The 26,309-nt window shown below is 65.9% G+C and carries 13 protein-coding genes and 1 riboswitch; of the genes, 2 read left to right on the forward strand and 11 right to left on the reverse strand.

What is annotated here, in order from left to right; translation table 11 throughout:
* Positions 1-29: 29 nt before the first annotated feature.
* The 9 genes from B2W55_RS05640 to B2W55_RS05680 form a co-directional block, all read right to left on the reverse strand.
* Positions 30-12,161, reverse strand: a complete 12,132-nt coding sequence (locus B2W55_RS05640; protein WP_029880154.1) for a filamentous haemagglutinin family protein — start codon at positions 12,159-12,161, stop codon at positions 30-32.
* 197 nt (positions 12,162-12,358) lie between these two features.
* Complete coding sequence (locus tag B2W55_RS05645; protein WP_024584699.1) at positions 12,359-13,342, reverse strand: FecR family protein; 984 nt, start codon at positions 13,340-13,342, stop codon at positions 12,359-12,361.
* Positions 13,343-13,406: 64 nt separating this feature from the next.
* Positions 13,407-13,952: an RNA polymerase sigma factor gene (locus B2W55_RS05650; protein ID WP_024584698.1), complete on the reverse strand. Its 546-nt coding sequence runs from the start codon at positions 13,950-13,952 to the stop codon at positions 13,407-13,409.
* On the reverse strand, positions 13,949-14,566 hold the full coding sequence (locus B2W55_RS05655; RefSeq protein WP_145987234.1) for an STN domain-containing protein: 618 nt from the start codon (positions 14,564-14,566) through the stop codon (positions 13,949-13,951). The genes B2W55_RS05650 and B2W55_RS05655 overlap by 4 nt, the downstream gene beginning before the upstream one ends.
* A 291-nt stretch (positions 14,567-14,857) precedes the next feature.
* Positions 14,858-16,366, reverse strand: a complete 1,509-nt coding sequence (locus tag B2W55_RS05660) for a PepSY domain-containing protein (RefSeq protein ID WP_024584696.1) — start codon at positions 16,364-16,366, stop codon at positions 14,858-14,860.
* A 2-nt stretch (positions 16,367-16,368) separates the two neighbouring features.
* The gene (locus B2W55_RS05665) at positions 16,369-18,660 is read right to left on the reverse strand and encodes a TonB-dependent receptor (protein ID WP_024584695.1); all 2,292 of its coding nucleotides are present in this window, start codon (positions 18,658-18,660) and stop codon (positions 16,369-16,371) included.
* Between the two features lie 107 nt (positions 18,661-18,767).
* Positions 18,768-18,963: riboswitch (cobalamin riboswitch) on the reverse strand.
* Positions 18,964-19,054: 91 nt separating this feature from the next.
* Entirely contained in the window at positions 19,055-19,984 is a 930-nt protein-coding gene (locus tag B2W55_RS05670) for a CobW family GTP-binding protein (RefSeq protein WP_024584694.1), read from the reverse strand.
* A 1-nt stretch (position 19,985) separates the two neighbouring features.
* On the reverse strand, positions 19,986-21,476 hold the full coding sequence (locus B2W55_RS05675; protein WP_024584693.1) for an amidohydrolase family protein: 1,491 nt from the start codon (positions 21,474-21,476) through the stop codon (positions 19,986-19,988).
* Between the two features lie 101 nt (positions 21,477-21,577).
* The gene (locus B2W55_RS05680; RefSeq protein WP_024584692.1) at positions 21,578-22,465 is read right to left on the reverse strand and encodes a LysR substrate-binding domain-containing protein; all 888 of its coding nucleotides are present in this window, start codon (positions 22,463-22,465) and stop codon (positions 21,578-21,580) included.
* Between the two features lie 90 nt (positions 22,466-22,555).
* On the opposite strand from B2W55_RS05680, the gene B2W55_RS05685 reads away from it, so the two are divergent.
* Entirely contained in the window at positions 22,556-23,131 is a 576-nt protein-coding gene (locus B2W55_RS05685; RefSeq protein WP_024584691.1) for an NAD(P)H-dependent oxidoreductase, read from the forward strand.
* 9 nt (positions 23,132-23,140) lie between these two features.
* Here the strand turns inward: B2W55_RS05685 and B2W55_RS05690 are convergent, their stop codons facing one another.
* Both B2W55_RS05690 and B2W55_RS05695 read right to left on the reverse strand, forming a co-directional pair.
* Positions 23,141-23,536, reverse strand: coding sequence for a hypothetical protein (locus B2W55_RS05690; protein ID WP_029880151.1), 396 nt, complete (start codon positions 23,534-23,536; stop codon positions 23,141-23,143).
* Between the two features lie 145 nt (positions 23,537-23,681).
* Positions 23,682-25,538: an ABC transporter ATP-binding protein/permease gene (locus tag B2W55_RS05695; RefSeq protein ID WP_024584690.1), complete on the reverse strand. Its 1,857-nt coding sequence runs from the start codon at positions 25,536-25,538 to the stop codon at positions 23,682-23,684.
* Between the two features lie 207 nt (positions 25,539-25,745).
* Here B2W55_RS05695 and rpmE point away from each other — a divergent pair, with 207 nt between their 5' ends.
* Entirely contained in the window at positions 25,746-25,973 is a 228-nt protein-coding gene (gene rpmE / locus B2W55_RS05700) for a 50S ribosomal protein L31 (RefSeq protein ID WP_016845230.1), read from the forward strand.
* The last annotated feature ends 336 nt before the right edge of the window (positions 25,974-26,309 follow it).

The raw sequence follows: 26,309 nt of genomic DNA on the forward strand, positions 1-26,309 counted from the left end.
TGTCCCCGAACCAGCCTCCTTCACATCGATCACCTGCCGGGTGAGCCGCTCACCTCACCGAGCCCGATGACCTGAAAGGCGCTGTTCTCGTTGTAGCTCTGCCTGTCGCGCGGCTTGCGCTGCTGTTCCGGCGCCGTCTCGGACGGAGTGCCGTCGCCGCCACCGTAGCCCATGACCTCGACGATGATGATCGAGGGCTGGTCATTGGTCTTTGGCGGTGGCGCCGCGGCCTGCTGGCTGGCGGCCGTGGTATTTGACGCCGCTGTCAGCGCGCCCACCGGCGGTCCCTGTACTGTCGGAATGCCGGTCGAGGTGCCCTGCACCTGGATGTTGGCAGCGTTGAGCACTTGCAGCGCGGCGAGGTTGACGTTACCCGACACGCGAATGCCGGCTTCGCCCGCGTCGATGGTGCCGAGCGGCGCGATCAGGTCGACATCGCTCGGCGGTGTGCCAGGGATGGTCGCGAGCGCAGCGATGCCGGCGCCGCTCGAAGGCGCGGCCGGCGACAGCGTGGCGTTGCCGTAGCTGTCGTAGCTCAGCAGCGGCGGCGTATAGATCGTCGTGGTCTTCGAGCCGCGGCCGGCGTTGATGTCGCCGGTGGCAGACCATGCGAGAATGTTGCCGCCGAAGGTCGTCATGATACGGCTCTGGCCGAGCAGGATGCTGCCGAGCGAATAGATGTCGATCGGGCTGTTGCGTCCCTGCGTGATCAGGCCGGAGCCGGCGCCCGGCGTGACGCTTTCCACGCCGAGGATGGTCCGCCCGCCTGGATTGAGCACCTGGATCGCGCCACCATACTGGGTATGGATGCCGGCATCGGCGAGATACAGATTGCCCAGATAGTCCTTGGCAAAGCCGCTGAACATCGTCAGCCCGCCGGAATAGCTGATCGGGTTGCCCAAGGCATCCTGGTCGGGGAACAGCGTCGCGATCGCCTCGCGGCCGCGCAGATAGCTCTTGTAGCGGGGGCCGGTCGTATCGTTGTACTCGCGGCCGCCGAGGGTCAGTTCCTGGTAGAAGACCTGACGAACGAACACGCCCTGCTGCTCGCTCGGCAGCGCCAGGAAGTAGGCGAGTGCGTCGGCCGCGCTTCCGGCATAGCCGTAGCGCTTTTGCAGCCACGCCAGCAGTTCGGCGCCATAGGCGTGCACCACCTTGCCGCTTCCGGCGAGCGGCGAGCCGTTGCTTGTCAGCTGATTGGCCGGGTCGAAATAGAGTTTGGCGAAATCGGCATAATCCGGGCCGTTCGCACCGACTCCGGTCAGCACCGTGATATCGGCGCCGCCCGCATTGTTGGCAGGGTTGACGACATCGCCAATGCTGGTCAGCGAACCATAATAGCCCTGGTACAGGTTACGGCCGGCCTGGATCTGAAACACGCCCGGACCAACCACATCGACCGACTGGTAGATGATGTCGCGGCCGGCCTGCATCGACGAAACGCTGGTCGGGCTGGTGTTGAAGAATACATCCGGCGCCGCACCGAGGCCGACGATATCGCGGCCGGCAATCACCTCGAACGGCTTGGCCGCGAGATACCAGGTGCCATGGAGGGGATTGAACCCGTTGGCGCCATTGCGTCTCATGGGCAGTATTGCCCCGAGGCCAAGATCGTCGATGTCGGTGCCGGCATAGACCAGCGCGAGCTGGGTATCACCCTGATGTAGATTGGAGACAGACGTGTCCTCGCCGAACGCCATCGGATTGAAATTGTTGTTTCGGTAAGCCGCATCCGGCGACGCGTTGGTTTTTGACGTACCGGTGGAGAACACCGCATGGCGTGGCGTCGCAAGTGAGTTGATGTCGGCGCCCGACATCGACAGAACCTGGCCCTGCCCGTAGATCGACCCCGCCGCCAGCACTTCGAGCTGACCGTATTGCGACGGCGTCATCTCGATCGATCCGCCGCTGAAGCGGATGTCGCCGTTGGCGGCTGCAACGATCAGCGTTCCCGGATAGAAGCCGTTCGCGTTCTGCCTGCCGCCGGTGTCGCCCGACATCGGTGCCACATCGCCACCCGCCGAGTAGAGATTGATCGCAGTGGCCGACGTCCACAGCGTGAAATTGGTCAGCCCGCCCGTACTCACCACCGGCGTCGACGATCCGTCCGCGTTGACCTGAAACCGCGTATAGAGGCCACGATTGACATCGACCGGCGCGGCCATGCCGGGGTCGCTCGCCCCGCTGATCACGAGGTCACCGCGCGTCGTGATGCTGACGCTGCCGTCGCCCGGCGCGAACGTCGGGCCGAGCGTCTTGATCGAAGCCTTGAAGGTGGATGGATCAAGCGTGCGCGGATCGACCGACGAGGCCCCGCCGCTCCGCCCGTTTGGAAGCACAGCTCCGACCGACCCGGCGCGAACAATGGTGTTTCCGCGCAGATCGGCAACCGACCCGAAATAATCCGGCCAGTAGGATCCCGCCGCGGTGAGCGGGTTCATCGGATTGAGAATGCCTCCGACATTCAGCGTCAGGTCGCCGCCGCCGGTCTGCAACACCGTCCCGTCCGGTAGCACCCGCCCGGTCGACGCGACCGCAAGATCGAGCCCGGTCGAGGTGGTTGCAGCGCCGCCGCCGGATGCGCCGGCATTGCGGCCTGCGATCACTGTCAGATTGCCGCCACCGAGCGTGCCGATCCCCTGGAAGCCGACGAGGGAGGCGCCGGTTGCAGCCGCGTCGGTCTTGGCGAAGGTGCCGAAGTTGATCCACCATGCGGTCGGATCCGGCGTCAGCCCGCCACCGCCCTGGGTTTGCAGCCAGTTCGCGATCCGATCCGTGTTGGTGTTGCGTAAGGTGTTTTGTACCGGGGCGGTCTCGATGTAGCCCGTCACATCCTGCTGCGCCACGAGCAGCAGATCGCCGCCATGCTCCGGATACCAGGCATGCGTGATGTTGCTTCGTAGCGTACCCACCAGGTCGTAGGGATTGCTGCCGTTGACCAGAGCCGGGGCAGACTGCGTGCCGGCCGTATAGACCCCATACGGGGTCGCTTCGTTGAAACTGCCGCCGGCAAGTAATTCGAGGCTGCCGGTGCCGGTGCGAACCACATTGTAGAAGGTGCCCTGGGCGAAGTTGCCATAGGCGGGATCGTTGAGCGTCAGATTGCCCCCGCCGCTCAGCGCACCAACCGTTTGCAACCCGCGTTGGTCGGCGGCAGTGAGATCGGCGCCCGCCGTCAGGCGCAGCGATGCCGATTGCGAGCCGCTCGGCAGCATGACGGCCCAGGCCGACGTTCCCTGTGCGGCCGGCAGGGCGGGACCCGATGGCGAGCTGAATACGCCGCCAACGGAGGATGCCTTGGTGGCCGGAATAACCACCAAGTTGAGAGTAGTTCCAGCCGGAATGGTCTGCCCGGGAGAATAGCGATGACCGCTCAAGTCCCTCGGATAGAAGGGCAGCACCAATCCCCACGTCGTTGGAACAGTCCAGGCGGCGGCTGTTTGCACGGTCCCACCAATGCTCAGCAGAAAGTTGGCGCCGACAGGTCTGAAAGCAGAACTCGTGGTGACGTCGGCCACCGGGGAATACAGGGCCGGAGCATCGGTGGCCGGCCGGAAGCCGTCCGATATGCTTCCCTGAACGGCCAGATTGCCACCCGCCCGGATCACGAGGGCCATCGCCTCGCCGGCACCATAGGTCGCCGAGTTCGGATTGCGATCGGCATTGGCGCCGTAGCGATACTTCGCGAGGTCGATGTCGCCCGAGGTCGACAGATCGCCGCTCGAGGTGATCTGAACGCCCGGCCGCAGATGATAGGCGCTGCCGTACGCCGACAGCCCTGCAACACGCGCCGACAATCCTGCATTGCCGAGCGCCGCGTTGATGAAGGCCGTGCTCGCGGTGTCGTAGCCGTCGAGCGTGGCTTGGGTGATGGTGCTGCCGGCAGGCAAACTATAGGTCCAGAACGCGTTGAGCGCGATGCTATAGGCGCCCTTGATGTTGAGCGGCCCCGCGGCGTTGAGCGCGATATCGCCGGAGGTCTCGCCGGTGCGCTGGGCATTTAGCACCACGTCGCCATAGGCGACCCCGTTCGGCGCGGTGAGATCCATCGTCGCGCCGGCAGACAGCGTGAGCGCGCCGCCGGCGGCGGTCAGCTCGATGTGACCGCGGTTCTTGGCCTCAATTGGCTGGCCGTAGCTATCCGTTTGCAGCACCGTGCCGTGGGCATCGAGTACGGCAGTCGATGCAAGCGCCAAGCCGTTGCCAGCCGAGAGGCGGATCGTGCCGGGCGCGGCGCCGCTGGCATCGATGGTGCCGGCGACCGTCAGGGCGCCGCCGTCGACCGACACCGTCACGCTGTGCGCCTTGACGCCGTCGCCGATCACGAGAGCGCCGCCCTTGATGTCGAAACTGCGGGCATCGAACAGGCCACCTTGCGTCAGGATGGCGTTGAGCGCGGCGAAATCGGCGCTGCTCATGCTCGCGGCGGTGACGCTGAAGTCGCCGCTGCTGTTGTTGCCGGTGGCGCTGCCCGCGAGGCGGCCGCCGAACGAGACCGTTCCGTTGCTCGCGCTGATGCTGATCGACCCGGCGCTGGCATTGGTGGCGGAGACGTCGATCACCGAGCCGGCCGCCTGGGTGAATCCGCCCTGGCTGCTGTTGAAGATCGCGGTGCCGCCGAAGCCGTAGACCGTCGCCTTCTGGATCATCGAGGGCTGGCCGGAGAGATCGATCCGGCCGCTGCCGCCGATCGTGATGTCGTTGGTCGCGTTCACGACCAGCTTGCCGCTCGGCAGCAGAATGGTGCTGGCGATCGCAACGCTGTTGCCGGTGAGATCGATCTCGGCGCCGGAAATCGTCGAGGTCGCAGCGCTCTGCGCGAGCCCTGTGGGCACGGTGACAGCAAGCGCACCTCCGGCGGCATAGTTCATGATCGACTTCTGCGCGCCGGTCAGCAACGGCGTCGACAGCGTCAGGTTGCCGCCGGTGCCGCTCTGGCCGAACACGGCGCCGGCCGCCGTGCCCGGCGCCTGGTAGACGTACAGCGAGCTGTTGCCGGCAGAGACGATCTGCGTGCCTGCGGTCATGTTGACATTGCCGAAGCCGTAGATGACCCGGCTGGACGTCGTCGACGTCAGCGAGGCGAACATGCCGAAATCGATCTCGTTCGCGACCAGATTGAGCGTGCCGAAGCCGGTCCCGAGCCCGCTGGTCCCGAGCGCCGGCGGCGTCGTGCCGGCGATGCTGTTCCAGGTGATCTTGCCGCCCGCGATGGTCGCGGTATCGCTCGCACTCCCGTAACCATAGATCGCGGGTGTGTTGAGCACGAGATCGACGCCGGTGCCGGTGGCATCGAGCCCGGCCGAGCCGAACAAATTGATGGAGCTCGCGGCGCTCAGGGTGATCCGCTCCAGTGCGGGCGCAGCATGGCTGGGATCGCCGTGGACCAGCGTGTCGAACAAGGCCTGATTGAACAGGAAACCTGCCGGGGCCCCCGTGGCGGCAATCGTGCCGCCGTCACCGATATTGATGCTGCCGACCGCGAGCGTGATGTTGCGCGACCCGAAATGCGCTGACGGATCGATGCTCGAGGCGCCGTTGGTGGCGAAGGCCAAGGTGCCTTCGGAATAGAGCTGCGAACCGGCGCCGATGTTGATTGCGCCGCTACCGCCATTCGAACCGAGGAAGTTGAGGTTGCCGTTGGACAGCGCCAGCACCGTGGTGCCGGGGGACGTGGTGTAGTTCATGCCGAGGGAGGTGGAGTCGAACGGCGCAGGTCCCTGCCCGATCGTGCTGAGCGTGACGTTGCTGCCGATCGTGATGTTGCCGCCGATTAGGACCAACTCGGCGGCGCTCAGCGTGACGCCGTCGCGAACGAAGATGTCGCTGCCGCCCGAATAGGTCACCGCGCCATTGAAGATCCCGTCGTAGCCGTTGACGATCAGCCGCGGCGCTGCGATTGCATCCAGATCCGCGGCGCGGACCGATACGCCGGCAAAGCCCGCGGTCGGGGCATCGGCGTAGATCTCGCCGACGCCTCGGGTGACCAATTGCCCCGCAAAGCCGCCTTGGCCAGCCTGGAACAATGTTGTCCCGTCGAACGATAGCGCCTCGGCAGCCGGCGATGTGGACGGCATCTCGAATGCGATAACCAGCGTCTTGCCATCCGCAGGCAGCAGCGGTCGTACGGCGCCGAACTGCGTCACATTCGCGATCAGAAAGTCACTGTAGCTCTGTTCGTTGTATTGCGAGTATTTGCGCACCGCCGTTCCGGCAGTGATCAACGCTTGCGATGCGAGTGCGCTTCCGATCCCGGTATTGGCCACGCTCGTATAGGCGGAGACCGCGTAAGTGCCGTTACCGATCGCAACAGAGCCGCCGATCGGCGTGCGCGTGGCAGCGCCGAGTTCGACACGGTAGGCCCCGGGCAGCAGCGCGTAGTTTGACGGCAGCAGCGTGTAGGTGCCGGCCGGCAGGCCCGGCACGCCGGCAGGAATCGTGATCTGCTGGCCGATCGCCGGATCGCCGGCGCCATTTTCCGGTGCGATGGGCGCATAGGCCGACGCGTAACCGGGCAGGATGGCGTAGACCTTGTCGCTTGCCTTGCTGACGGGCGTAGCAGGGTTGGCATTGACGAGCGGCGTGTTGAGCACGTTGACCGAGCCGCCACGGCCCGAGACGAAGCCCGCGCCGGCGAGATTTCCCCCACCTGACAAATCGAGCGTGGCGCCGCCCTGAACGTTGATGGATTGCCCATCCAGCATGATGCCTGAGACGGGCCAGCCGTCCGAGGTCAGGTTGGTCAGTCCACCTGGCTGGACGCTCGACCCGTTGTAGCTGTAGGTCACGCCGTCGACGGTGCCGCCATAGGGGATGGTCATGCCCGCCACCGAGACCGAGGTCAGGCTGCCCGGCAGCACGTCGACCCGTTGTGTCGGAATGCGGTTGTCGAACGGATTGTTGTTGCCGAGCACCACCCTGCCGAACGGCGCGCGGACGATACCGCCCTGCTCCACGATCGGTGCGGCGAGCGCGAGGCTGCCGAACACCGACAGCGGTGCGTCGGGAATCGTGTCGGTGCTGCGGCCGATGGTCAGCGTCGGCGGCTGATTGGATTGCGCGGCCGTGAAATTGTTCTGCCCGGCAGTGACGACCGCGACAACACCCGTCGCCGGATAGAGTTGGGCGGCAATGAGATCGAGATTCCAGTCGGTCGAAAGCCTCGTGGTCTGGCCCGCGCCGGTGGCGAGGAAGCGGATGTCGCCCTTGCTCACGAACCTGATGTCGGTAAAGCCGGGCGAATACATGCTGTTCGGCGCGGACGCCGAGAACAGGATCAGCCCCTGAACGTCGATCTGGTTGGCATCGACCTCGAAGCTGGCTTTGGTCGGAACGCCGGCCGCGCCGGGGTTGCCGATGAATCCGCTGCCGCTCTTGTCAGGGACGATCGCAACCGGTTCACGCAGCAAGACATAGGGCGCGGACAGCAGGACGTTGCCGGTCGGGACCGGAGCGGACGGATCCGGCTTGCTTGGCGAGCCGTTGGGTACGGGCAGGCCCGGCACGGGCGGTGCCGATGTGAACGTGGCCGCCGTGAGCGTAATGCTTTGGCCAAGCGCGAGCGACACGTTGCCGGCAAACTGCATGTAGTCGCCCGAGCTCAGCAACAGATTGCCGAAGCCGCCGGCCTTGATCATATCGGCACTGACCGTGGCCTGACCGAATGTCAGCTTCGCAGCATCGGTCCCCGGCGCGATGTCGACGGGCAGCAGCGATTGCTGCGCTTGAGTCACGACCAGCGTGCTGGGCACGAACGCCTTGGCCGGTATGAACGAGCTGTCACCCGGGAAAACGGCCGTGGGCAAGGAGATCGACAGGCTCCCGCCCGCTGCGCTCGAACCGCCACCGGCTGCGTGGATGCTGCCGTCGAGATAGAAGCCGCTCGAAGAGCTGATCGCGATGGAGCCGCCGTTGCCCGCAAGCGTCTGCGTGCTGCCGGACGTGGTTGGCGACATCCCGGCCGCGCTGTTGACGGTGATGCCGGCGCCGTCGGCGTTGAGCTCGGCTCCGGGACGGACGATCACGAAGCCAGTTCCGCCATTCAGGCTGATGCTGCCGCCATCGGTGACCGTGCCATAGGTGCGTCCTGCGCTATCGGTGGCCGTGTAGGCTGCGCCCGAGACGTCGATTGCCGCGCCGGCGCCGATCCACAGCGACAGGGCACGGCCGTTGCCGGACATGTCGAAGTTGCGCGACGACTCCAGCGTATTGTCGGACTCGTTGATCAGCGTGACGCTGCCGCCATGCGCGGTGAGCCTGCCGTTCATCGTGAGCTGGTTGTAGGCATCGAGCTTGATGCTCTGTCCGGGGTCGACGGTGATCGAAGCATTGCCGCCGATCACGATCGCGCCGCCACCACCATCCTTGAGCAGCGAACGCAGTGTCATGCTGGCGCCGGCGCGCTGCGTGAGCGTTGCGTTGCGTGAATTTTCGGTGAACAACGGCGGCAGCCACAGCGACATCGCCGCTGCCGGGTCTACACCGGTCGGCACACCGTAGCTGCCAGCAGTGAACTGATAGACGGGCATGGTCGGCGCGATGGTCGTACCCTCCATCACCCGCGTCTCGGTTCCGCCGTTGATGTCGTAGCTCGCGAAGCCGGATGCGAAGAAGCTCGGCTTTAGGACCGTCGGCGGCTGGACCACTGCGTCCACGCTGAACGTGGATCCAGCGACAATGACTGCACCTGCCTGATACGTGATCGGCGTCGACCGCACGCTTCCGGCAGCTATCGTGAGCGTGAAGGGCGCCGTTCTGATGGTATTCGGGAATACATCCGACGGGACGACATAGCCCACCGGGAAGGTACCACCGAGGCCAGAGAGGTTTGCTCCGGCCGGAACCGTGTCTCCTGGATTGTAGAATGTGAAAGTCACGTAGTCATAGGCCGTCATGCCTGGCGGAACGACCCAGTCCTTTTTCAGGCTGAAGCCGTAATATCCGCTGGTCGGCGTGCGCTGATCGCCGGGCGCCACGCCACCGGGCAGCGGCGTATCGAGAGGGAGCTGCGTCAGCACCACGCTGTACGGCATCGGCAGCGGTTGGCCGGCGGGAATGGTCAGGGGCTGCGCCAGAACGAGAGTAGCCTTCGCCGGCGTATTGGCTCTCAGCGTGCCGCCGAACAGGCTTGCGTCATTGCTGATGATCACGGTCCCGGGTGTCGAGATCGTCAACGTCCCGCCGCCGCTGACGCCGGCCGCGCGAATGCTGCTGCCGAGGGTCAGCGTCCCATTGACGGCGGTGCCGAGGCCGGCCGGATCAACGGCGATCAGCGTGACGTTGCCGCCCTTGCCGCCTTGCGTCTTGCCGTTGATGAGAACTGCGCCGCCGGAGGACACATCGATCACGCTGCCGGCTGCGAGCGTCAGGTCCCCCGTCGAATCGAAGGTGACATTGCCGCCGTCGAGCAGGCCGAGGCCCGACACGCTGGTCGGATCGCTCTGCGCATTGACCCACAGGCCGCGCGTATCGATGGTCGCGCCCGCCTCCAGCGTCAGCGTCGCGCCCCCGGCCGCGTTGGTCAGCGCGATGGTGCCGGTTGAGGTGGTCAGCATGTTGCTCACCGTGACGCTGCCGGAGCGCGCGGTGATGCCGGCGGCGATATCGACGGTCGGGGCGATCAGCTTGACCTGCGCGCCCGGCGCAAATTGCAGCGGCGCGTTGACGGCGATCTTGTTGGCGCTGTCGATGTTGACGCCGCCGAGTCCGAAGCTGTTGAGCGTCGGCGCGTCGAACCAGGCCGTGTTGGTGCGGTCGGCTGGCAGCGCGGTCGTCACGCCGAGATTGCGCGAGACCGGCGCGACGTTGCCGAACGTCACGTCGGTGGTGTAGGCGCCGGCTAGGCCGTAGCGGGTGTACTGCCCGAGCGCCAGCGTGCCGGCGAGCGGAACCGTGGTCTGCGTCAGTCTGTAGCCGTCGGTGACGCCGGCCGGACGCTTGGCGACCTGCTCCTCGCCATCGATTACATTGGCGAGGATCGTGCCTTCGAAGATCGAGGTCGGGGTCGAGAGGATGAGGCTGCCGGCATCGCGGCCCATCGTGTAGCCGTTCTCCCAGCGCGAGCTGCCCTTGCCGAACGGGCTGAGATAGACTTCGACAACGCCCCAATGCGCGTGATTGACGATGAAGCCGTTGGCCACCGCGACATAGGTGAGGTTGGCCGGCGCATTGTCGGCGCTGTAGATGCGGCCGTCGCTGCCGAGCAGCATCGTCTGCTGCACATAGCCGCCCTGGTACTGCACCGCGCCGCCGGAGATGTTGAAGGTCGAGCCGCGCTGCGCCACCACCTCCGGCGCCGACAGCGTGATGCTGCCGCCGACCGCGGTCCATTCGCCGATCCGGTGGCCGGTGTTGTTGAGATAGCCGGAGACCTCAAGGAGGCCGCCCGCGGTGTAGTAGCGGTCGGTCGCATAGCCGCCGGTGCCGGCCGGCACCAGGGTGAGATCGCGGGCATCGATCCACATGTTGCTGTTGAGCAGCGTGCCGTTGTCGCGATTCTGCGGGCTGTCGCGTAGCTCGTTGCCCTGGACGTTGACCTTGATCGCATTGACCGACACCGGCAGTACGGTGCCGGTGGTGCCGGAGACGTCGATGACGGATCCATTCTCGGCGAACACGCGCTTGCCGGCGGAAGCAGACACCTGGCCGCCCTGCGCCATGGTCAGCGAGCCGTTCTTGAAGCCGATGGCGCCGCCGGTGACGATCTCGATCCGCGACTGATCGGGCCGATCGGGCAACGTCGAGAGGTTGTTGAACTGGCCGGTCGCCAGCAGATTGGGCCCGGCCGCGGCGATCAGCGCATCGCGCTGCGAATTGAACGCGGTCGCGTTCGGATCGATGCCGGACACCAGCGCCGAAGCCGCCGCGGTCTCCGGCAGGATCAGGCTGATGCCGTTACCGGTCAGCGTGACGCTGCCGGTCGTATCCAACGCCGAGTTCAGCAGATGGATGGTGCCGCGCTGATTGACCGAGGTGGTGGAGACGAGGATGCCGTCCTGGGTGACGGCGTGGCCGGCGAGCGTGATGTCGCCCTGCTGGGCCAGCACCAGGCCGGTGTTGGTGACGGTGCCGCTCGTGCTTCCGACACGCAGCAGCGGCGCGATCTCGTTGCCGCGCGTGGTCGAGTTCTGGTTGGCGTTGGTGCCGTAGCCGGCGCGCAGGATGAAATCGTCGCCGGCCGCGAACTGGGCCTGGCCCTTCGGCGTGGTGATCGCACCGGCATTGTCGACCTCGGTGCCCATCATCAGCACGAAGCCGCCGCCCGAGGTGACCGATGACGGCGCATTGGTGGTGATCAGTGCGCCGCTCTCGACCACGATCTTGCCGCCGGCGCCGGTGAAGCTCGGCAGATAGGCGTTGCCGCTCTGGGCCGAATAGAGACCATTATTGAGGAACTGGCTGTCGGTGATGCTGGCGGTCGAGGCGATCAGCGAGCCGACATTGATCTGGCTGGCGCCACCGAAGATGATGCCGTTCTGATTGATGACGAGCACCTGGCCGGGCGCGGTGATGCGGCCGAGGATCTGGCTCGGTCCAGTGTTGCCGACGACGCGGTTGAGCGCGGTCCAACTGCTGGCCTGCTGGTTGAAGTTGAGCGTGGTCTGGTTGCCGACGTTGAAGCTCTGCCAGTTGAGGATCGCCTGCGGCGCGGTCTGGTTGACGGTGACCGTGGTCTGGCCGCCGCTCGTGGTCTGGCTCGGCAGTGCCGCGCCCTGCCAGAGGCCCGAGCCGGGCACCGCACCCGGGGCGACCTGAAGCCCGCCTTGAGCAAGGCCGTTCGGCACCGCCATTTGCGGCAGCGTGGTCGATCGCTGCGAGGCTGCGGCCGCGCTGCGCGCGGCGGCCTGCACGGCCTGCAACGCCTGGATGGCCTGGGTCGCCCGGGTCAGCGCACCCTGGCTCTGCCTGGCGACTTCGATGGCCTGCTGCGAGGCCGCGGCGGCCGCATCGCTTGCGATCGTCGGCGCCGATGTGGTCGCGCCGAAATTGCCGAACGGCCGCGCGGATGCATCCTCGAGCCCGGCCAGCAGCAGCGCCAGCGTGCTGGTTCCGGCCAGCAGCATCGCGCGCGACACCAACGCGATCCGCGGCCGCGGCGCAAGCGGCATCACCCGACGCAAATCGAGGCGGGAACGACGGGTAACGCGCTGACGAGACGGCATGAGATGTCCCCTGGGAACAACGGACCGAAAGACGCGCAGATCGAACCTGCGCGGGAGCCCGTCACACGTCTTCACCATGTGCCGGGCATCTCGTCAGCAAGGACGCCATTTCTGTCGGCCAGACCGAACAAGAAAATCGCGAGCCGCACCACAATTCCCGACTTGCGGTGATGGGCGCCGTCACGCCGCGACCGGCATCAGCTCAGCAGCACGATGCCGCCGGGCAGACGTCGCGCCTTCGCTCCGAAGATCTGCTGGAACATGGTCAGGATGCTCTCGACATTGTCGATGCGGAACCGGCCGTTGACGAGACGGCGTTCCAGCTCCGCATTCGTCACCATGACCTTGCCGGACCGGTAACGATTGATCTCGGTCACGACATTGCCGAGCGGGGCGTCATGAAAGATCAGCATTCCGTCGCGCCAGGCGGCAACCTCGGTAGGGTCGACCGACATCGGCGCCGCAAGCCCAAGCGCCGCATAGCTGACCTGTTGCCCGGCGCGCAGCGTCGCGACGGAGCTGTGACGGGTGACGTGCACCTCGCCGTCCAGACATGTCACGCAAGTGTTGCGCTGCTCGTGGCGGACGTTGAACTGTGCCTGGCGCGCGCTCATCTCGCCGTCGCCGGCCACGACGCGCACCTCGCGTCGTCCCGATGCCTCCGCCGCGATCACCGCTTCGCCGGTCAGGATCTCGATGCGATCAAGGCTGGCGTCGCTCGACTGAACATTGACGCTGGTCCCGGTGTTCAGCGTCACCTTGACACCGCCGTCGATGGTGAGCCTGCGCTGTTCGCCGGCAGCCGTGCGATAATCCGCCATGACATCCTGCAGCGATGGCCAAAGCTGCAGCGGCGGCGAGACCACGAGGTAGGCGGCGGCCGACGTCGCAAGCGCGCCGCCAAGCACCATCCGGCGCGTCATGCGCGGCTGCGGCCTGACCTCGGCCAGGATGGAATCACCACGACGCTTCAGCAGGTTGTGGCCGGCGTGGCCGAGCTGATCCCACAGCAGGCTGGCCTGAGCCAGCGCCTCCGAATGGGCGCGGCTCTGGCTTCCCCAGTGCTTGGTCTCCTCGATGTCCCGCCTTGTCGCCCGACCGGAACCGAGCCGCTGGACGCGTGCCAGCGCCTCGCGCTCGATCGCGGTCAGCTCCTCGGACGGTTCGTCGGAATCTCTCATTGATCGGGCGTTTCTTTCAGCACCATTTCAATCCAGACGCGCGCAACACGCTGACACTCTCCTATCAAGACGTTTCCCGCGGCGCCGGACCGAACCGCCTTGTGAGTTTTTTACCAAATCGTTTAGCGCAATGCTCGAGCGCGGCCTTCAGCTCGAGCTCCACCAACCGCTGGGAAACCCCGAGACGATCGGCGATTTCCCGCAGCGGAATGCCCTCCAGGCGGGATGCGAGCAGGATCATGCGGCGCCGCGGCGTCAGTTCCTCGAGAGCCTGCTCCAGGCGCACGATCTGCTCACGCGATTCGACCTCCCGTTCCGGCCCGGGGGCCGCATCGACGATCTCGAGCATCGGCTGCACCTCGAACCGCTTGATCCGGCGCGTCTCCTGGCGCTCCCGGCTGATCGCAAGGTTGAGCGCGCTGCGCAGCAGATAGCCGATCGGGCTGTCCACCACGCCCGGGCTGCTGCCCTTGTCGCGAAGGTGCAGCCACGTCTCGTGCAGCGTCTCCCGCGCCCGCTCGTCGCCGAGACGCCGCGCGAGGCGGCGGCGGAGCTCGTCATAGCGCTCGACGAGCACCTGCCGAAGCGTCGTCCAGGTGGTTTCGGTCATCGCGCAACCAATCCCGTCGGTCCCGGATTCCGGGCGCAATCCCCGGTTTCGGCAGGCGGGCGCGGCGAAACCGCCATCATGACCGGCTGCGGCATGTCCGGCGGGGGTGGCCGGCCGATCACGACCGAGCGCAACAGAGCCGCAATGGCCTGGTCCCGCGCGCGATCGTCGGTCGAACCAAGCAACTGGGGCTGCAACACTTCGCCGCCATGACCGATCCAGAACCTGAACTTGATCCGATAGCCACCCGGCGCGGTCAGTGACGAGCGGCAGAATGCCTCCTCAACGCGGCCCTGGACGGCCGCAAGATATGGCATGAAGCCGCGCATCGACGCTGCCTGCCGCGGAGCCGGCGCGGGCACGATCGTGAAGGCGTTGGTCGCGGCGTAGACCGCGACCAGGCCGGTATCCTCGAGCAGAAGCTGCAACGCCACGTCAGCCGCCATCGATCCCCTGACGGCCTGCGCGCGGCGTCCCTCGGCCAGGGTCGCGTCGTACACGACCTGGAGACCCGTGGCCGCGCTGTAGGCATCGAGCGCGGAGACCAGTGGCTGCGCAGCAATGTCGAAGTCGATCGGCGCGCGCGTCCGAGCTGATTCAAGGCTGTCGGCCATCGCTACCGTCTGGATGTTTCCGGCAACGAGAATGCCTATGACCAGGGCGAGAAAGCGCTGCCACATCCGATCATGATTCGAGCGCAGCCTGATCTTCCGACCCATTGAACGAAATGCATGAGGTGCCGCCCCTGATCCTCAGCCCCAGCTGAACAGCATGACCTGTTGGTGATCGATCCAGCCGTTCGTCGAAACCCGCGGCAGCCGCAACATAGAAACAGATTATGACAATCTGCTAACAAAGGCGGTGATCGTACCGCCCACACGGGTTCGCATCGCGATCCGCTTACCTCAGACGCTGCGGATTTGCCCTTCGATCGCACTCGGCGCGCTGCGCACTGGCCGCACCTTCCGGCGCCGCAGCCGGCGCCAGCCGATCACGACGCCGCTGATCGAGACGATCGTGCCGACCGCCGACAGCAGCCAGACCACGACGTCGCGGGCCGGCCAGAAACTGAGCAGCAGCGGGAAATCCAGGCTGTGCAGCGCGTTGAACAGCCAGCGATAGGATCGACGGCTGTCGTCGCTGCGGTCGAGGATCTCGGCGGTGACCGGAGAGATGTGCAGCCAGGTTCGGGCGGGATCGTCGAAGGCGATGCGCAGCACCGGAAGCTCGCGCTCGTGGTGGAGCGTGTACCAATAGGCGTCCGGCTCGTCGAGCTGTCGCGCCGATATCAGCGATGCGCCGGGCATTGCGCGCCTTGCAGCCGCGATGATCTCATCGCGCGAGACCACCGCGGGCAAACCGGTCACGGGATCGGCGAGGCTGCGACGGCCATTGCTGTCGTCGAGCATCACCAGGGGACGGCCGCCGATCCAGACGTAGCGCGCTTCCACGGCCTGCGCGGATGGCGCGGCCCGGAAGCCGGCGACGATGTCGGGTGTATCGTGACCACTGTAGCCGGCCGCGATCTCACGCATCACGCCACGGCCGGAGAACGCGCCGCCGGGATTGAGCGACAGCCAGCCGCTGAACATCCAGGTGAACACGAAGACGCCGCCGATCAGGCCGGCGATGTGATGCCAGGCCATCCAGCCGCGATAGGGCGATATGGCGCCGCTGGCGTAACGGCGCCTCAGCCGCAGCCGGAGTATGCCGATCCAGAAGCCGGTGACGGCAACCACGAGGCACACGCCCGAGATCCACAGCACCACGTCGCGCCACAGCGGGCCGTCCTTGCGCAGCACCGTCGGATAGATCCAGTGCGGGATCGAGCCGAGCCAGTTCCAGACCCGTTCCTGCCGTGTGGTATCGAGCGCAATCTCGCCCGAGCGCGACGAGACATAGAGTTCGGTACCGGCGGCATCGCCAAGGCCGATCAGATAGAGCGGGCGCAGCGGGTCGAAGCGCGCGGTGACCGACCATTGATCGCGCGTCACGGTGTCGAGCAATTGCGGATGCACCGCATGCGGATGACGGGCGGCAATCGCCAACGCCTGATCCGGTGAAATGCGATCGACGACACCGCCATCGACTGCCGAAACCGTGACGGCGGCACCTTTCCAGCCGGCAATGCGATAGACCGGCGTGTCGTTCATCATCGAAAGCCGCAGGTCGCGCGGATAATGCTCCATTGCTGCGATCGCCATCGCACGATCCGGCGACACCTGCACCTTGCTCCAGGTGATGGCGGGGAGAGCGGACAAGCGCTCCGCGTCGGTGAGCCGCGGAAAGGCCACGTACATCATGACGAGGCCGGAGATGAACCACATCACGAACAGCAGACACGTCGCAATGCCGATCCAGCGATGGACGACATAAAGCCATCGCCGCCCTCGCCGGATCAGAGCCTTGCGCATGGTCAGAACTTCACGTTGACGGACAGTTCGGCGGTGCGCGGCATGCCCAGCAGCCATTGTCCCGTGCCGTTGGAGGTCACCGCATAGACCTTGTCGAACAGATTGTAGACCCGGAACGCGACCGTGGTCCGATCATCCGGCTTCCACCTGATGCCGCCATTGACCACATTGTATCCGGGCCGCAACTGGGTGTTGGCAAGGTCCGAGTACATGGCACCGACGATCTGCACGCCGCCATAGACCGACCAATTGGGCGCAAAATCCCAGGTCAGCCAGACGTTGGAAACCTGCTGCGGCACGTTGACCGGCACATTGCCATTGTAGCTGACCACCTTGCCACCGACCACCTGGCTGTTGTTGTCGTATCTGGCGCGCAGCAGCGCAAGATTGGCATCGACGCGCCAGCCATCGTTCAGCGCCAGCCCGATCGATCCCTCGACCCCGCGGGAAGATTGCTGACCGATCTGCAACGCCAGGCCGGCGGTCGGATTGCTTGGATCGGGAATGGTCAGGCCGGTCTTGACGATCTCATAGCCCGCCAGCGTCCACTCGCCGCGTCCGCCCCAGAACGACTGCTTGACCCCGATCTCGGTCTGCTTGCCGGTCGCAAGCTGGAAGGTTTTCTGCGATGTCGTCAGCGAGATCAGGTTGGTGACCGGATCGACGCCGACCGCGTACTGACCGTAGAACGCGAGGTTCTTGATCGGCTCGTAGACCAACCCGGTGCGCCAGCTGGTGCCGGACAGCGAAACGCCAAAGCTGTTCGCCGGCGTCCTGTAGTCGGTGCGATCGATATCGGGGCGATCATATCTGACGCCAGTGACGAGCGACAATTGATCGGTCAGCGACAGACGATCCTCGGCGAACAGCGCGTACTGATTCACGATCGAGTTGAAGCCGGGCGCGGTCGGAGACGTCGTCGCGAAGAATGAACCGGGATCGAAGACGTAGGGATTGACCGACGATGTACCGCTATAGGGCGAGTTGTTGGTGTGGGTGAAGTCGATGTGGTTGACGTCGAACCCGGCAACAAACTGGTTCGCAAGCCCGAAGACGTGACCGTTGAAGGTCGCATCCATTCGGTTGCCGACCTGCTTCTGGTCGTGGAAGATTTCGATATAGTTGTTGCGGTCGAGCAGCTGGGTCTTGGGATTCCAGGTGTAGTTCTCGATATCACGCCAGTGCCGCTCGCTGGTCAGGTAATACAGGGTGTTGTTGATCTTGATGCCGTCGGCGACATCCCACTCGGTCTTGAACTGGGTCCAGCTGTCCTGATAGCGGATCGTGCTGTCGAGCGCGTTGTAGTTCTTGAAGCGTAGCGCATCCTGGATCGAGCCATTGATCAGCGGGGTGCCAAAGTAGCGTGACGGACTGCGGTCGCCGTAATCTTCGGAAAGCGTGAAGGCGAGACTTTCCGACACCTGCGCACGCACGGCAGCTGAGATCACCACATTCGATGTCTTGTCGCGATCGACCCAGCCGTCCGACATGTTGCCGGTGGCGTTGACCCGGTAGGACACATTGGGGCTGATCGGACCGGTGCTGTCCACCGACAGCCGTCGCGTCATGTTGCTGTCGAGCGAGACCTCGGCCGCGTTGTAAGGCGTGCTCTGCGGCTTCTTCGGAACGACGTTGATGACGCCGCCGATCGCGCCTTCGCCGTACAACACCGAGGCCGGCCCACGCAGCACCTCGATGCGATCCGTGGACCAGGTGTCGTAGGGAAACGTCAGCGTGCCGGAGCCGATATAGAAGCGTGTTCCGTCATAGAGCGTCATCACCGAGTTGCTGCCAGCAAAGCCGCGGTCGCTGAACGACAGCCCGCCATTGCCGGGCGCCGGCGTCGCGATGAAGCCGGCCGCATTCTGCGTGACGGCATCGAGCACATTATGCTGGCCGCGTTCCTGGATGGTCTGCGCCGTGATGATCTCCACGCTGGCCGGCGTCTGCAATGGCGTCAGATTGAGCCGGCTGCCGGTGGTTCCCGGCTTGGTGGCATTCAGCGTCGGCGATGGCGATCCCGATGTCGATGCAGACGATGCGGCCGCGGGCTGCGGCGCGCCGCCCGCCACCGCGGTCGTTGCACGGCGGGACCTCGGTCGCGATGTGGTTGCGGTATTGGCTGCTTGCGCAGCGGGTTTCGGCTTGGCCGCGGCCGAAGGCGAGACTTCGATCGGATCGAGTTTCGTTGCAGGAGCGGACTGCGCCAGCACCTCGGCCGGCAGCAGCAGCGACGACAATGAGCAGAACAAACCGAGGCGCAGCCCCAGCGCAACGGAAGACGATGACGACATCAAGGAAACTCGCGGTAACGTGGCACGTCACCGCGAACGCGGACTGGCGCATTGCTCAACGAGCAACGTTCCGATCCCACCAGGACGCCCCCGCCCGATGTGCTCGCGTGTGACCACGACTGACGGCAGGTCTCCTGGCTCACGGGTCATCGCCTGTCGACGCCTTCCCGGGCCTGACAGCCCAGTGGCAAATTGACGAAAGGCTCGCCGTTTACAGTTGCGGGGACAGCTGCGGCATTGGGGTTTCCCTCGCACCGCATTCCCTTTTGATCCCCGAAGGGAACCGTCGACAAACGATTAAGAGCTGCTCATCGGGCTGTCAATTCGCTGTGATCACCGCACACATGCTTTGCGGACAAGCGTTGCTGCAACGTCACTATTGATTGCCGTCATTTCATGGTGCCTCGACGCAGCCGTCCATAATCGCATCGATCTCGCCGCGCGACAGCGCGCCCATCTCGGCGATGAACACGATGCGCGTCCGCGGCACCCCGGCCGCCGGCGCCCCGCCCGCGGTCAATGTCGCGCGTCCGCCGGCCAGTTGAAATACCATCGGCCGGCCGGGCTGCTCGACCGTTTCGAACAACCCCTTCGCCCGCGCGAGCTTCGGCGCCAGCCTGCCGATCGCCTGCTGCAATCGCGGCAGGAGCACCCGCCGCTCCGACGTCCAGCTCAGTGTCTCGAACCGGTCCGCTGCCGGCCGTCTCGGCGTAATCTCTCGCAGCACCGGCACATGATCGAGATCCGCCGGGAACAGCAACGCCGCCGGCACCTCGCCGTGCACGGCATCGACCACGACCGCCGCCGGACGCACGGCGCGGACGGCATCGCGGATCGCGGCGCACGCGGCTGCGTCGGCGAGATCAATCTTGCTCAGCGCGACGATGTCCGCCGCCCGCAATTGCGACCGCAGCAGCGCATCATCCAGCGCGGTCACCGGCTGCGTCGCGTCGACCACGCACAGCACCGTCTCCAGCGGCGCCTCCTTCCAGATCACCGGATCCATCAGGTTGCGCACGATGTCGGCGGGATCGGCGATCCCGCTGGTCTCGATCACGATGAACTCGGGACGCGGATCACGCCGCAGCAGGGTTGCGAGCGTGCGCAGCAGGTCGCCTTCCAGCGTGCAGCAGATGCAGCCATTGCTCAGGCTGACCACGCCATCGCTGGCGCCGGCGATCAACTCAGCGTCGATGTTGATCGCGCCGAAGTCGTTCACCACCGCGGCGATGCGCCGGCCTTGCGCATGCGCCAGCAGATGGTTGACGACCGTGGTCTTGCCCGCCCCGAGGAAGCCCGCGACCAGCAGGATCGGGACCGGCACGTCAGGCCCCGGTGACGGGCCGGCGCACCGGCCGGCCGGGACGTGCCGCGACGTCGAGCACGCCATCCTTGATCAGCGGCTGGCCGCTGACCACGAGGTGCCGTACGCCTTCCGCCGGGCGATTCATGGCGGAGAAGGTCGCGCGATCGCTCAGCGTCTCGTAGTCGAACACCACGACGTCGGCATCGGCGCCCGCCTGCAGCCGGCCCTTGGCGCGCATCGCCGGCGTGCTCGCCGACAGGATCTCGGCCGGGATCAGCGCGCATTTGCGGATGCCTTCGAGCAGCGACACCTTCTTGCGCTCGCGCACCCATTCGCGGATGAAACGGGTGAAGCACCCCGCCGAACGCGGATGCGAGGTGGCGTCGTCCGGCAGCGGCCAGGCATCGCCGGTGTAGGGGCGGCCATCCGACAGCGTCCACGGCATCGCGTCGGAGGCGATCGCGCCGCCCGGATACAGCACCGCCATGTCGAGCAGGTCGCGATGATGCGAGTTGTTCTCGATGTCGAGCACATGCCACAGCACCAGCGTGGAGGGCTCCGCGGCCTGCGCCGCCAGCAGCTCCTCGCGGCTGCCGAAGCGATGACCGTCGGTGACGCGCTGCACCGAATCGTAGCCGAGGCCGTTGCGCTCCTCGAATTTTGGATCGCTGAAGAAGGTCGCCGCCAGCACCGTCGAGCCGGTGCCATAGGGATAGGCCTCGACCGTGATCGGCAGGCCCTGCGCCTGTGCCTTCGCGATCAGCGCGACGCAGCGTTCGATGTCGGTCTTGCTCGACGAGTTGAAATGGCAGATGTGCATATGCGCGCCGGTGGCGCCGGCATAGCCGATCAGGCGGATATAAGCCTCTGCCGCGCTTTCGGGGTCGATCCGCGACATGTAGGCGACGTGGGTGAAGGTCGGCACCGCGTGATTGGCGGCGAGCTGGCACACCGCGGTCAATTCCTGCACGCCGGCGCCGGGCGCATAGGCGTTGAGGATGCCGATGCCGATGCCGCCCTCGTTCAGGCCGTTGGCGAGACGTTCGAGAATGCCGCCGACTTCGCCCTCCGTCGCCACATTGTCGATCCAGCGGCGGTCGCGCATCGCGCTGCCGAACGATTCCAGCGAGCTCTCCGAATTGGAGCCGGTCATCGCGCCGATCCGGGCGAACGCCCAGTTGGCCGCGGCGCCGTAATTCAGCACCCGCCCCTTTTCGGCCTGCCGCTTGTACCAGGATGCGACCGGCAGCACGCCGGCCTCGAGGTCGAGCGATGTCGTGACCCCGTCGAAGGCCTGCATGCGATCGGCCGGAATGGTCTGGCCATGCGCGTGCAGGTCGATGAAGCCGGGCGCCACCACGAGCCCGGTCGCGTCGATCTGCCGCTCGGCGCCGCCAAGCCCGGTGCCAACAGCCGCGATCTTGCCGTCGACCACGGCGACATCGCCGATCGCGTCCATCCCGCTGGCTGGATCCACCACTCGGCCACCGCTGATCACCAGACCACCCATCTCGCCATTCTCCGCATGTCCAAAATGAAGCCTCGACCAACGGCCCCATCAACGCTTACGACCGGCGCCATCCGGCGCCAACAGCCAAAATTGCATCGCTCTTATCGCAGCAACCCGGCAAGGATCGTCGCGACATGTTGTAGCGCAGCATCCTTCGCGCGGCGCCGGTGCCAGGCCAGATGCAGGGAAAATCCTGCCGCTTTGATCGGCGGCGGAAATGAGACCAACCCGCTGAAATCGGCGACCACCCGCGAGGGAAGCATCGCGATCATGTTGGAGCCGCGCAGCAGGCTTGGCACCATCTGAAAGGTCGGGACCACGAGCCCGATCCGCCGCGACAAATGCCGGCTCGCGAGCTCGGCATCGAGCGGCGAGCGGTTGTCACCACGGCCGGAGACGAGAACATGAGGATAGGCAAGCCATGTCTTGAGATTGAACGCCTTCGCAGCCGGATGCCGCGCCCGCATCGCCACGACGTAGTGCTCGACCATGACCTCCTGGCGATGGAGGTCGTCTTCGGCCGGCGGAAACACCGAAACGGCGAGATCGCTGCTGCCGTCGATCAACGCCGCGCGCGCGGCGTCGGCGCCATGCCAGGGCTGGATCACCAGATCGATCCCGGGAGCCGAGCGTTGCAATTCCTGCTGCAACGGCGGGACGACGAGCAGGGCGGGGTAATCCGTCATGGAGATGCGCAAGACCTGGCGAATGTCGGCGAGCCGCACCTGCGGCGGATCGACCAGTTCGGTCAGACCCGCGAGCAGCGATTTCAACGGCGCGCGCAACGTCTCGGCCTTCGGCGTCAGATACATCGTGCCCCGGCCGCGCTCGAGCAGATCGTCGCGGAACAGCTCGCGGCAGCGTTGCAGGGCCGCCGACGTCGCCGGTTGCGACAGCCCGAGCCGGTCGGCGGCGCGGCTGACATGGGCCTCGTCCAGCAAGGCGTCCAGGATCACGAGGAGGTTGAGGTCGAGCGACCGTAAATTCATAGAACAGATAATACAGTAGATTTATTATCGATTGGAGTAATTTATGCGTCTGCCGCATGCTCGCTCCATCAACGCACAGGAGCCGACCACATGACCAAGACCCTCATTCTCGTCTTTCACCGCGATCTCTCGCAATCCAAGGCCAACGCCGCGCTGGCGGCCGCCGCGGCCAGCCTGCCCGGTGTCGAGGTCGTCGACATGCAGGCACTGTATCCCGGCGACATCGACATGTTCCGGGACGGTGAGCGCGAAGCCGCCCGCCTGCTCGCCGCCGACCGCATCGTGCTGCAGTTTCCGATCCAGTGGTACTCCACCCCGGCGCTGCTGAAGGCATGGCAGGACGCGGTCCTGACGCGGATATTCTACGTCGCCTATGAGACGGAGGGCCGGTTGCTCGAAGGAACCCCGCTGATGGTGGCGGCGACCGCCGGCAACGTGCACGACGCCTATCGCACCGGCGGCCGCAACATGTTTCCGATGATGGACTTGCTTGCGCCGCTGCGCGCCACGGCGCATCGCTGCGGGCTGCCGTGGTCCGATCCCTTCATCATGTACGAATCGGACCGGCTTTCGCAGCAGGCGCTCGAAGCCGCAACCGCAGACTATGTCGCCAAGCTCGAAGACTGGATCGCATCCACGCCGGCTCCCCTCAAGCAGGCGGCATAGGCCGGCTGCTCAAGCCCGTGCAGCGCGCCGCGGCGGCAATCCTCTCCAGAGATCGTCGCCGGACCTCGCCCGACCTGGAACCATCCTTGGCGGCGTCCGGTCTTTCGCGATCGCCGCCTCGAACGCACGCCGCAGCCGGGGATTGTCGATCTGGGCCTCGAAGCCCCGTAGCACCGCCTCAGCCTGTATGTGGCGTCCGGAGATCGCGTGGCACAGCTCCGCGGTCGTCCTGCGGAAGAAGCTGAACGAGACGTCGGCGGCGCCACTCAACCGATCGAGTTCGCCGGCCACCGCCAGCACGTGCATCCGGTCGGCGTCATCGAGCGTCACCGCGAAGCGCAGGACGGCGAGTTGCCAGGCGCAGAGCAGCCTGCCCTGCGGTTCGGTCGCTCCTGCACTGCGCATCAATCGAACACCCCACGCGCCGATCGATGGCGCGGCGGGACTATCCCTTTGCAGCAATAGGTTTTCGAGGGGAGGCTGCGGGCGATCGTATAGGATTCGCATAAGCGGTGCGCCGGCCGTTACTGGCCGGACGCGCACCGCATGCTCAAATCCCCTCGAATTGCAGCCGCGCCAACCGTGCATAGAGGCCGCCCGCGGCGACCAGTTCGGTGTGGGTGCCCTGCTCGACGATCTTGCCCTGGTCCATGACCAGGATGCGGTCGCAGGACAGCACGGTTGCCAGCCGGTGCGCGATGACGAGCGTGGTGCGGTGGCGCATCAATTCCTCCAGCGCGGTCTGCACCAGCGTCTCGCTCTCGGCGTCGAGCGCGGAGGTCGCCTCGTCGAGCAGCAGCAGCGGTGCATCACGCAGGATCGCGCGCGCGATCGCGATGCGCTGGCGCTGGCCGCCGGACAGCGTCACGCCGCGCTCGCCGAGCTGGGCGTCGAAGCCGCCGGGCAGCCGGCGCAGGAATTCGGTGGCATGGGCGAGATCGGCGGCGCGCTCCACTTCGGCATCGGTGGCATCGGGCCGACCGAACCGGATGTTCTCGCGGGCCGAGGCAGCAAACACCACGGAATCCTGCGGCACCAGCGCGATCCGCGCCCGCACCTCGGCCGGATCGGCCTGCCGGATCGGCACGCCGTCGAGCGAGATGGTGCCCGATTTCGGATCGTAGAAGCGCAGCAGCAGGTGGAACAGCGTGCTCTTGCCGGCGCCGGAGGGGCCGACGATCGCGACCTTCTCGCCTGAACCGACCTTCAGCGACACGCCGTCGACCGCGAGCGCATTGGGCCGGGTCGGATAGGCGAAGCTGACATCGTCGAAGCCGACATCGCCGCGCGCCGGCTGCGGCAGCGCCCGCGGCGAAGCCGGCGCCGCGATCTGCGGCTTGACGCGCAGGATCTCGAACAGCCGTTCGGCGGCGCCCGATGCGGCCGAGACCTCGCCCCAGACCTCGCTGAGCTGGCCGAGGCCGCTGGCGGCAAAGGCCGTGTAGAGAATGAACTGGCCGAGCCGGCCCGGACTGATGGCGCCGACCAGCACGTCGTGCGAGCCGACCCAGAGGATCACGACGACGCTGGCGAACACGATGAAGATCACGATCAGCGTCAGCACCGCGCGCGCCTTGGTCGAGCTGCGCGCGGCTTGATAGGCCTGCTCCACCTCGCCGGCGAAACGCGTCGTGGCGAGCCGCTCGCCGGTATAAGCCTGCACGGTGCGGATCGCGTTGACCAGCTCGGACGCATAGGCGCTGGCATCGGCCAGCGTGTCCTGGGCGGTGCGCGACAGCCGCCGCACCCAGCGGCCGAACGCGACCAGCGGGATCACGATGATCGGGATCGCAAGCAGCACGAAGCCCGAGAGCCGCGGGCTCGTGATCACCATCATCGCGGCGGCGCCGAAGAACAGCATCAAATTGCGCAGCGCGATCGATACCGAGGCGCCGACCGCCGACTTGATCTGCGTGGTGTCGGCGGTGAGCCGCGACACCAGTTCGCCCGACCGCGCGGAATCGAAGAACGAGGGCGACAGCGAGATCAGATGCGCGAACACGTCGCGCCGGAGATCGGCGACGATGCGCTCGCCGATCGTCATCACGAGGTAGTAGCGCGAGGCGCTGGCACAGGCGAGCACCGCGACGACCGCGATCATCACGCTGAAATAGCTGTTGATCATCGCGATGCCTTCGGGCGTGAAGCCCATGTCGATCATCCGCCTGACCGCAACCGGCACGATCAGCGTGGTGATCGCCGCTGCTGTCAGCGAGATCAGCGCGAGGATCGCCCGTCCCTTGTAGCGCGCCACATAGGGCGCAAGCGCAAGCAGCGGCCGCAAGCGGGCACGGCTCTTCGCCGGCTCCGTGATCTGGCTCTCGATGAAGGCTTCCTCATCGAGCAACGCATCGCGCGGCGGCTCGGGGGCGCCGCGAGGGGTCTCAAGCTGTTCGGCTACACTCATTCTTCTTAGACCGGTTCTACCGCCCCCCACATAGGCCCGCCGACCCCCGGCTGGCAAATCCGCTGAAGCCCCAATCCGGTGATGGGGTTGGCGCCCTTGCTTGAGGCCTTTCTTGGCTTGTTTTGGGGGGCTCCATGCGTTATAGAGCCGGCCAAATCCCGTACCTGAATGTCTTGAGATGGGCGCCGGCGCGCCGAAGGAACTGTCATGAAAGCCGATATTCATCCGAATTATCATACGATTAAGGTCGTCATGACCGACGGCACCGAGTACCTGACCCGCTCGACCTGGGGCAAGGAAGGCGACACGCTGAACCTCGACATCGACCCCAAGTCGCACCCGGCCTGGACCGGCGGCACCCAGCAGCTGATGGACCGCGGCGGCCGCGTCTCGCGCTTCCAGAAGAAGTTTTCTGGCTTCCTCAAGAAGGACTAAAGTCCGCTTCGGGATTCCCCTCGCTGTCGAATGCAGAACGCCTCCGTTTCGGGGGCGTTTTTGTTTTTGGGCGCTCCGGGAAGATTGGACGAGCGGACGCACACTCTCTCCGAGCCGTCGTCCCGGCGCAGGCCGGGACCCATACGCCGCGGCGGATGTTGGAGGCGGGACTCGTCATTCCAGCATCGCTCAACAATCGCGTTCGGTGGTTATGGGTCCCGGCCTTCGCCGGGACGACACCGAGAATGGTGCACGGTCGGCGGGTCATACGTCCTCATTCTCGCGGCATCATCTGCCCGGAGTTTTGCTCTTCAATCCGCCCTCCTCTCACAGAGG

It is taken from the genome of Bradyrhizobium sp. UBA2491 (assembly GCF_002341725.1).
In the GTDB taxonomy this organism is placed as follows: domain Bacteria; phylum Pseudomonadota; class Alphaproteobacteria; order Rhizobiales; family Xanthobacteraceae; genus Bradyrhizobium.

What these genes read in the sequence shown, in the direction of transcription:
- rpmE (WP_016845230.1), top strand. Translation starts at nt 25,746, where the DNA reads ATGAAAGCCGATATTCATCCGAATTATCATACGATTAAGGTCGTCATG.
- B2W55_RS05695 (WP_024584690.1), bottom strand. Translation starts at nt 25,538, where the DNA reads ATGAGTGTAGCCGAACAGCTTGAGACCCCTCGCGGCGCCCCCGAGCCG.
- B2W55_RS05690 (WP_029880151.1), bottom strand. Translation starts at nt 23,536, where the DNA reads ATGCGCAGTGCAGGAGCGACCGAACCGCAGGGCAGGCTGCTCTGCGCC.
- B2W55_RS05655 (WP_145987234.1), bottom strand. Translation starts at nt 14,566, where the DNA reads ATGGCCGACAGCCTTGAATCAGCTCGGACGCGCGCGCCGATCGACTTC.
- B2W55_RS05650 (WP_024584698.1), bottom strand. Translation starts at nt 13,952, where the DNA reads ATGACCGAAACCACCTGGACGACGCTTCGGCAGGTGCTCGTCGAGCGC.
- B2W55_RS05665 (WP_024584695.1), bottom strand. Translation starts at nt 18,660, where the DNA reads ATGTCGTCATCGTCTTCCGTTGCGCTGGGGCTGCGCCTCGGTTTGTTC.
- B2W55_RS05675 (WP_024584693.1), bottom strand. Translation starts at nt 21,476, where the DNA reads ATGGGTGGTCTGGTGATCAGCGGTGGCCGAGTGGTGGATCCAGCCAGC.
- B2W55_RS05685 (WP_024584691.1), top strand. Translation starts at nt 22,556, where the DNA reads ATGACCAAGACCCTCATTCTCGTCTTTCACCGCGATCTCTCGCAATCC.
- B2W55_RS05680 (WP_024584692.1), bottom strand. Translation starts at nt 22,465, where the DNA reads ATGAATTTACGGTCGCTCGACCTCAACCTCCTCGTGATCCTGGACGCC.
- B2W55_RS05640 (WP_029880154.1), bottom strand. Translation starts at nt 12,161, where the DNA reads ATGCCGTCTCGTCAGCGCGTTACCCGTCGTTCCCGCCTCGATTTGCGT.
- B2W55_RS05660 (WP_024584696.1), bottom strand. Translation starts at nt 16,366, where the DNA reads ATGCGCAAGGCTCTGATCCGGCGAGGGCGGCGATGGCTTTATGTCGTC.
- B2W55_RS05645 (WP_024584699.1), bottom strand. Translation starts at nt 13,342, where the DNA reads ATGAGAGATTCCGACGAACCGTCCGAGGAGCTGACCGCGATCGAGCGC.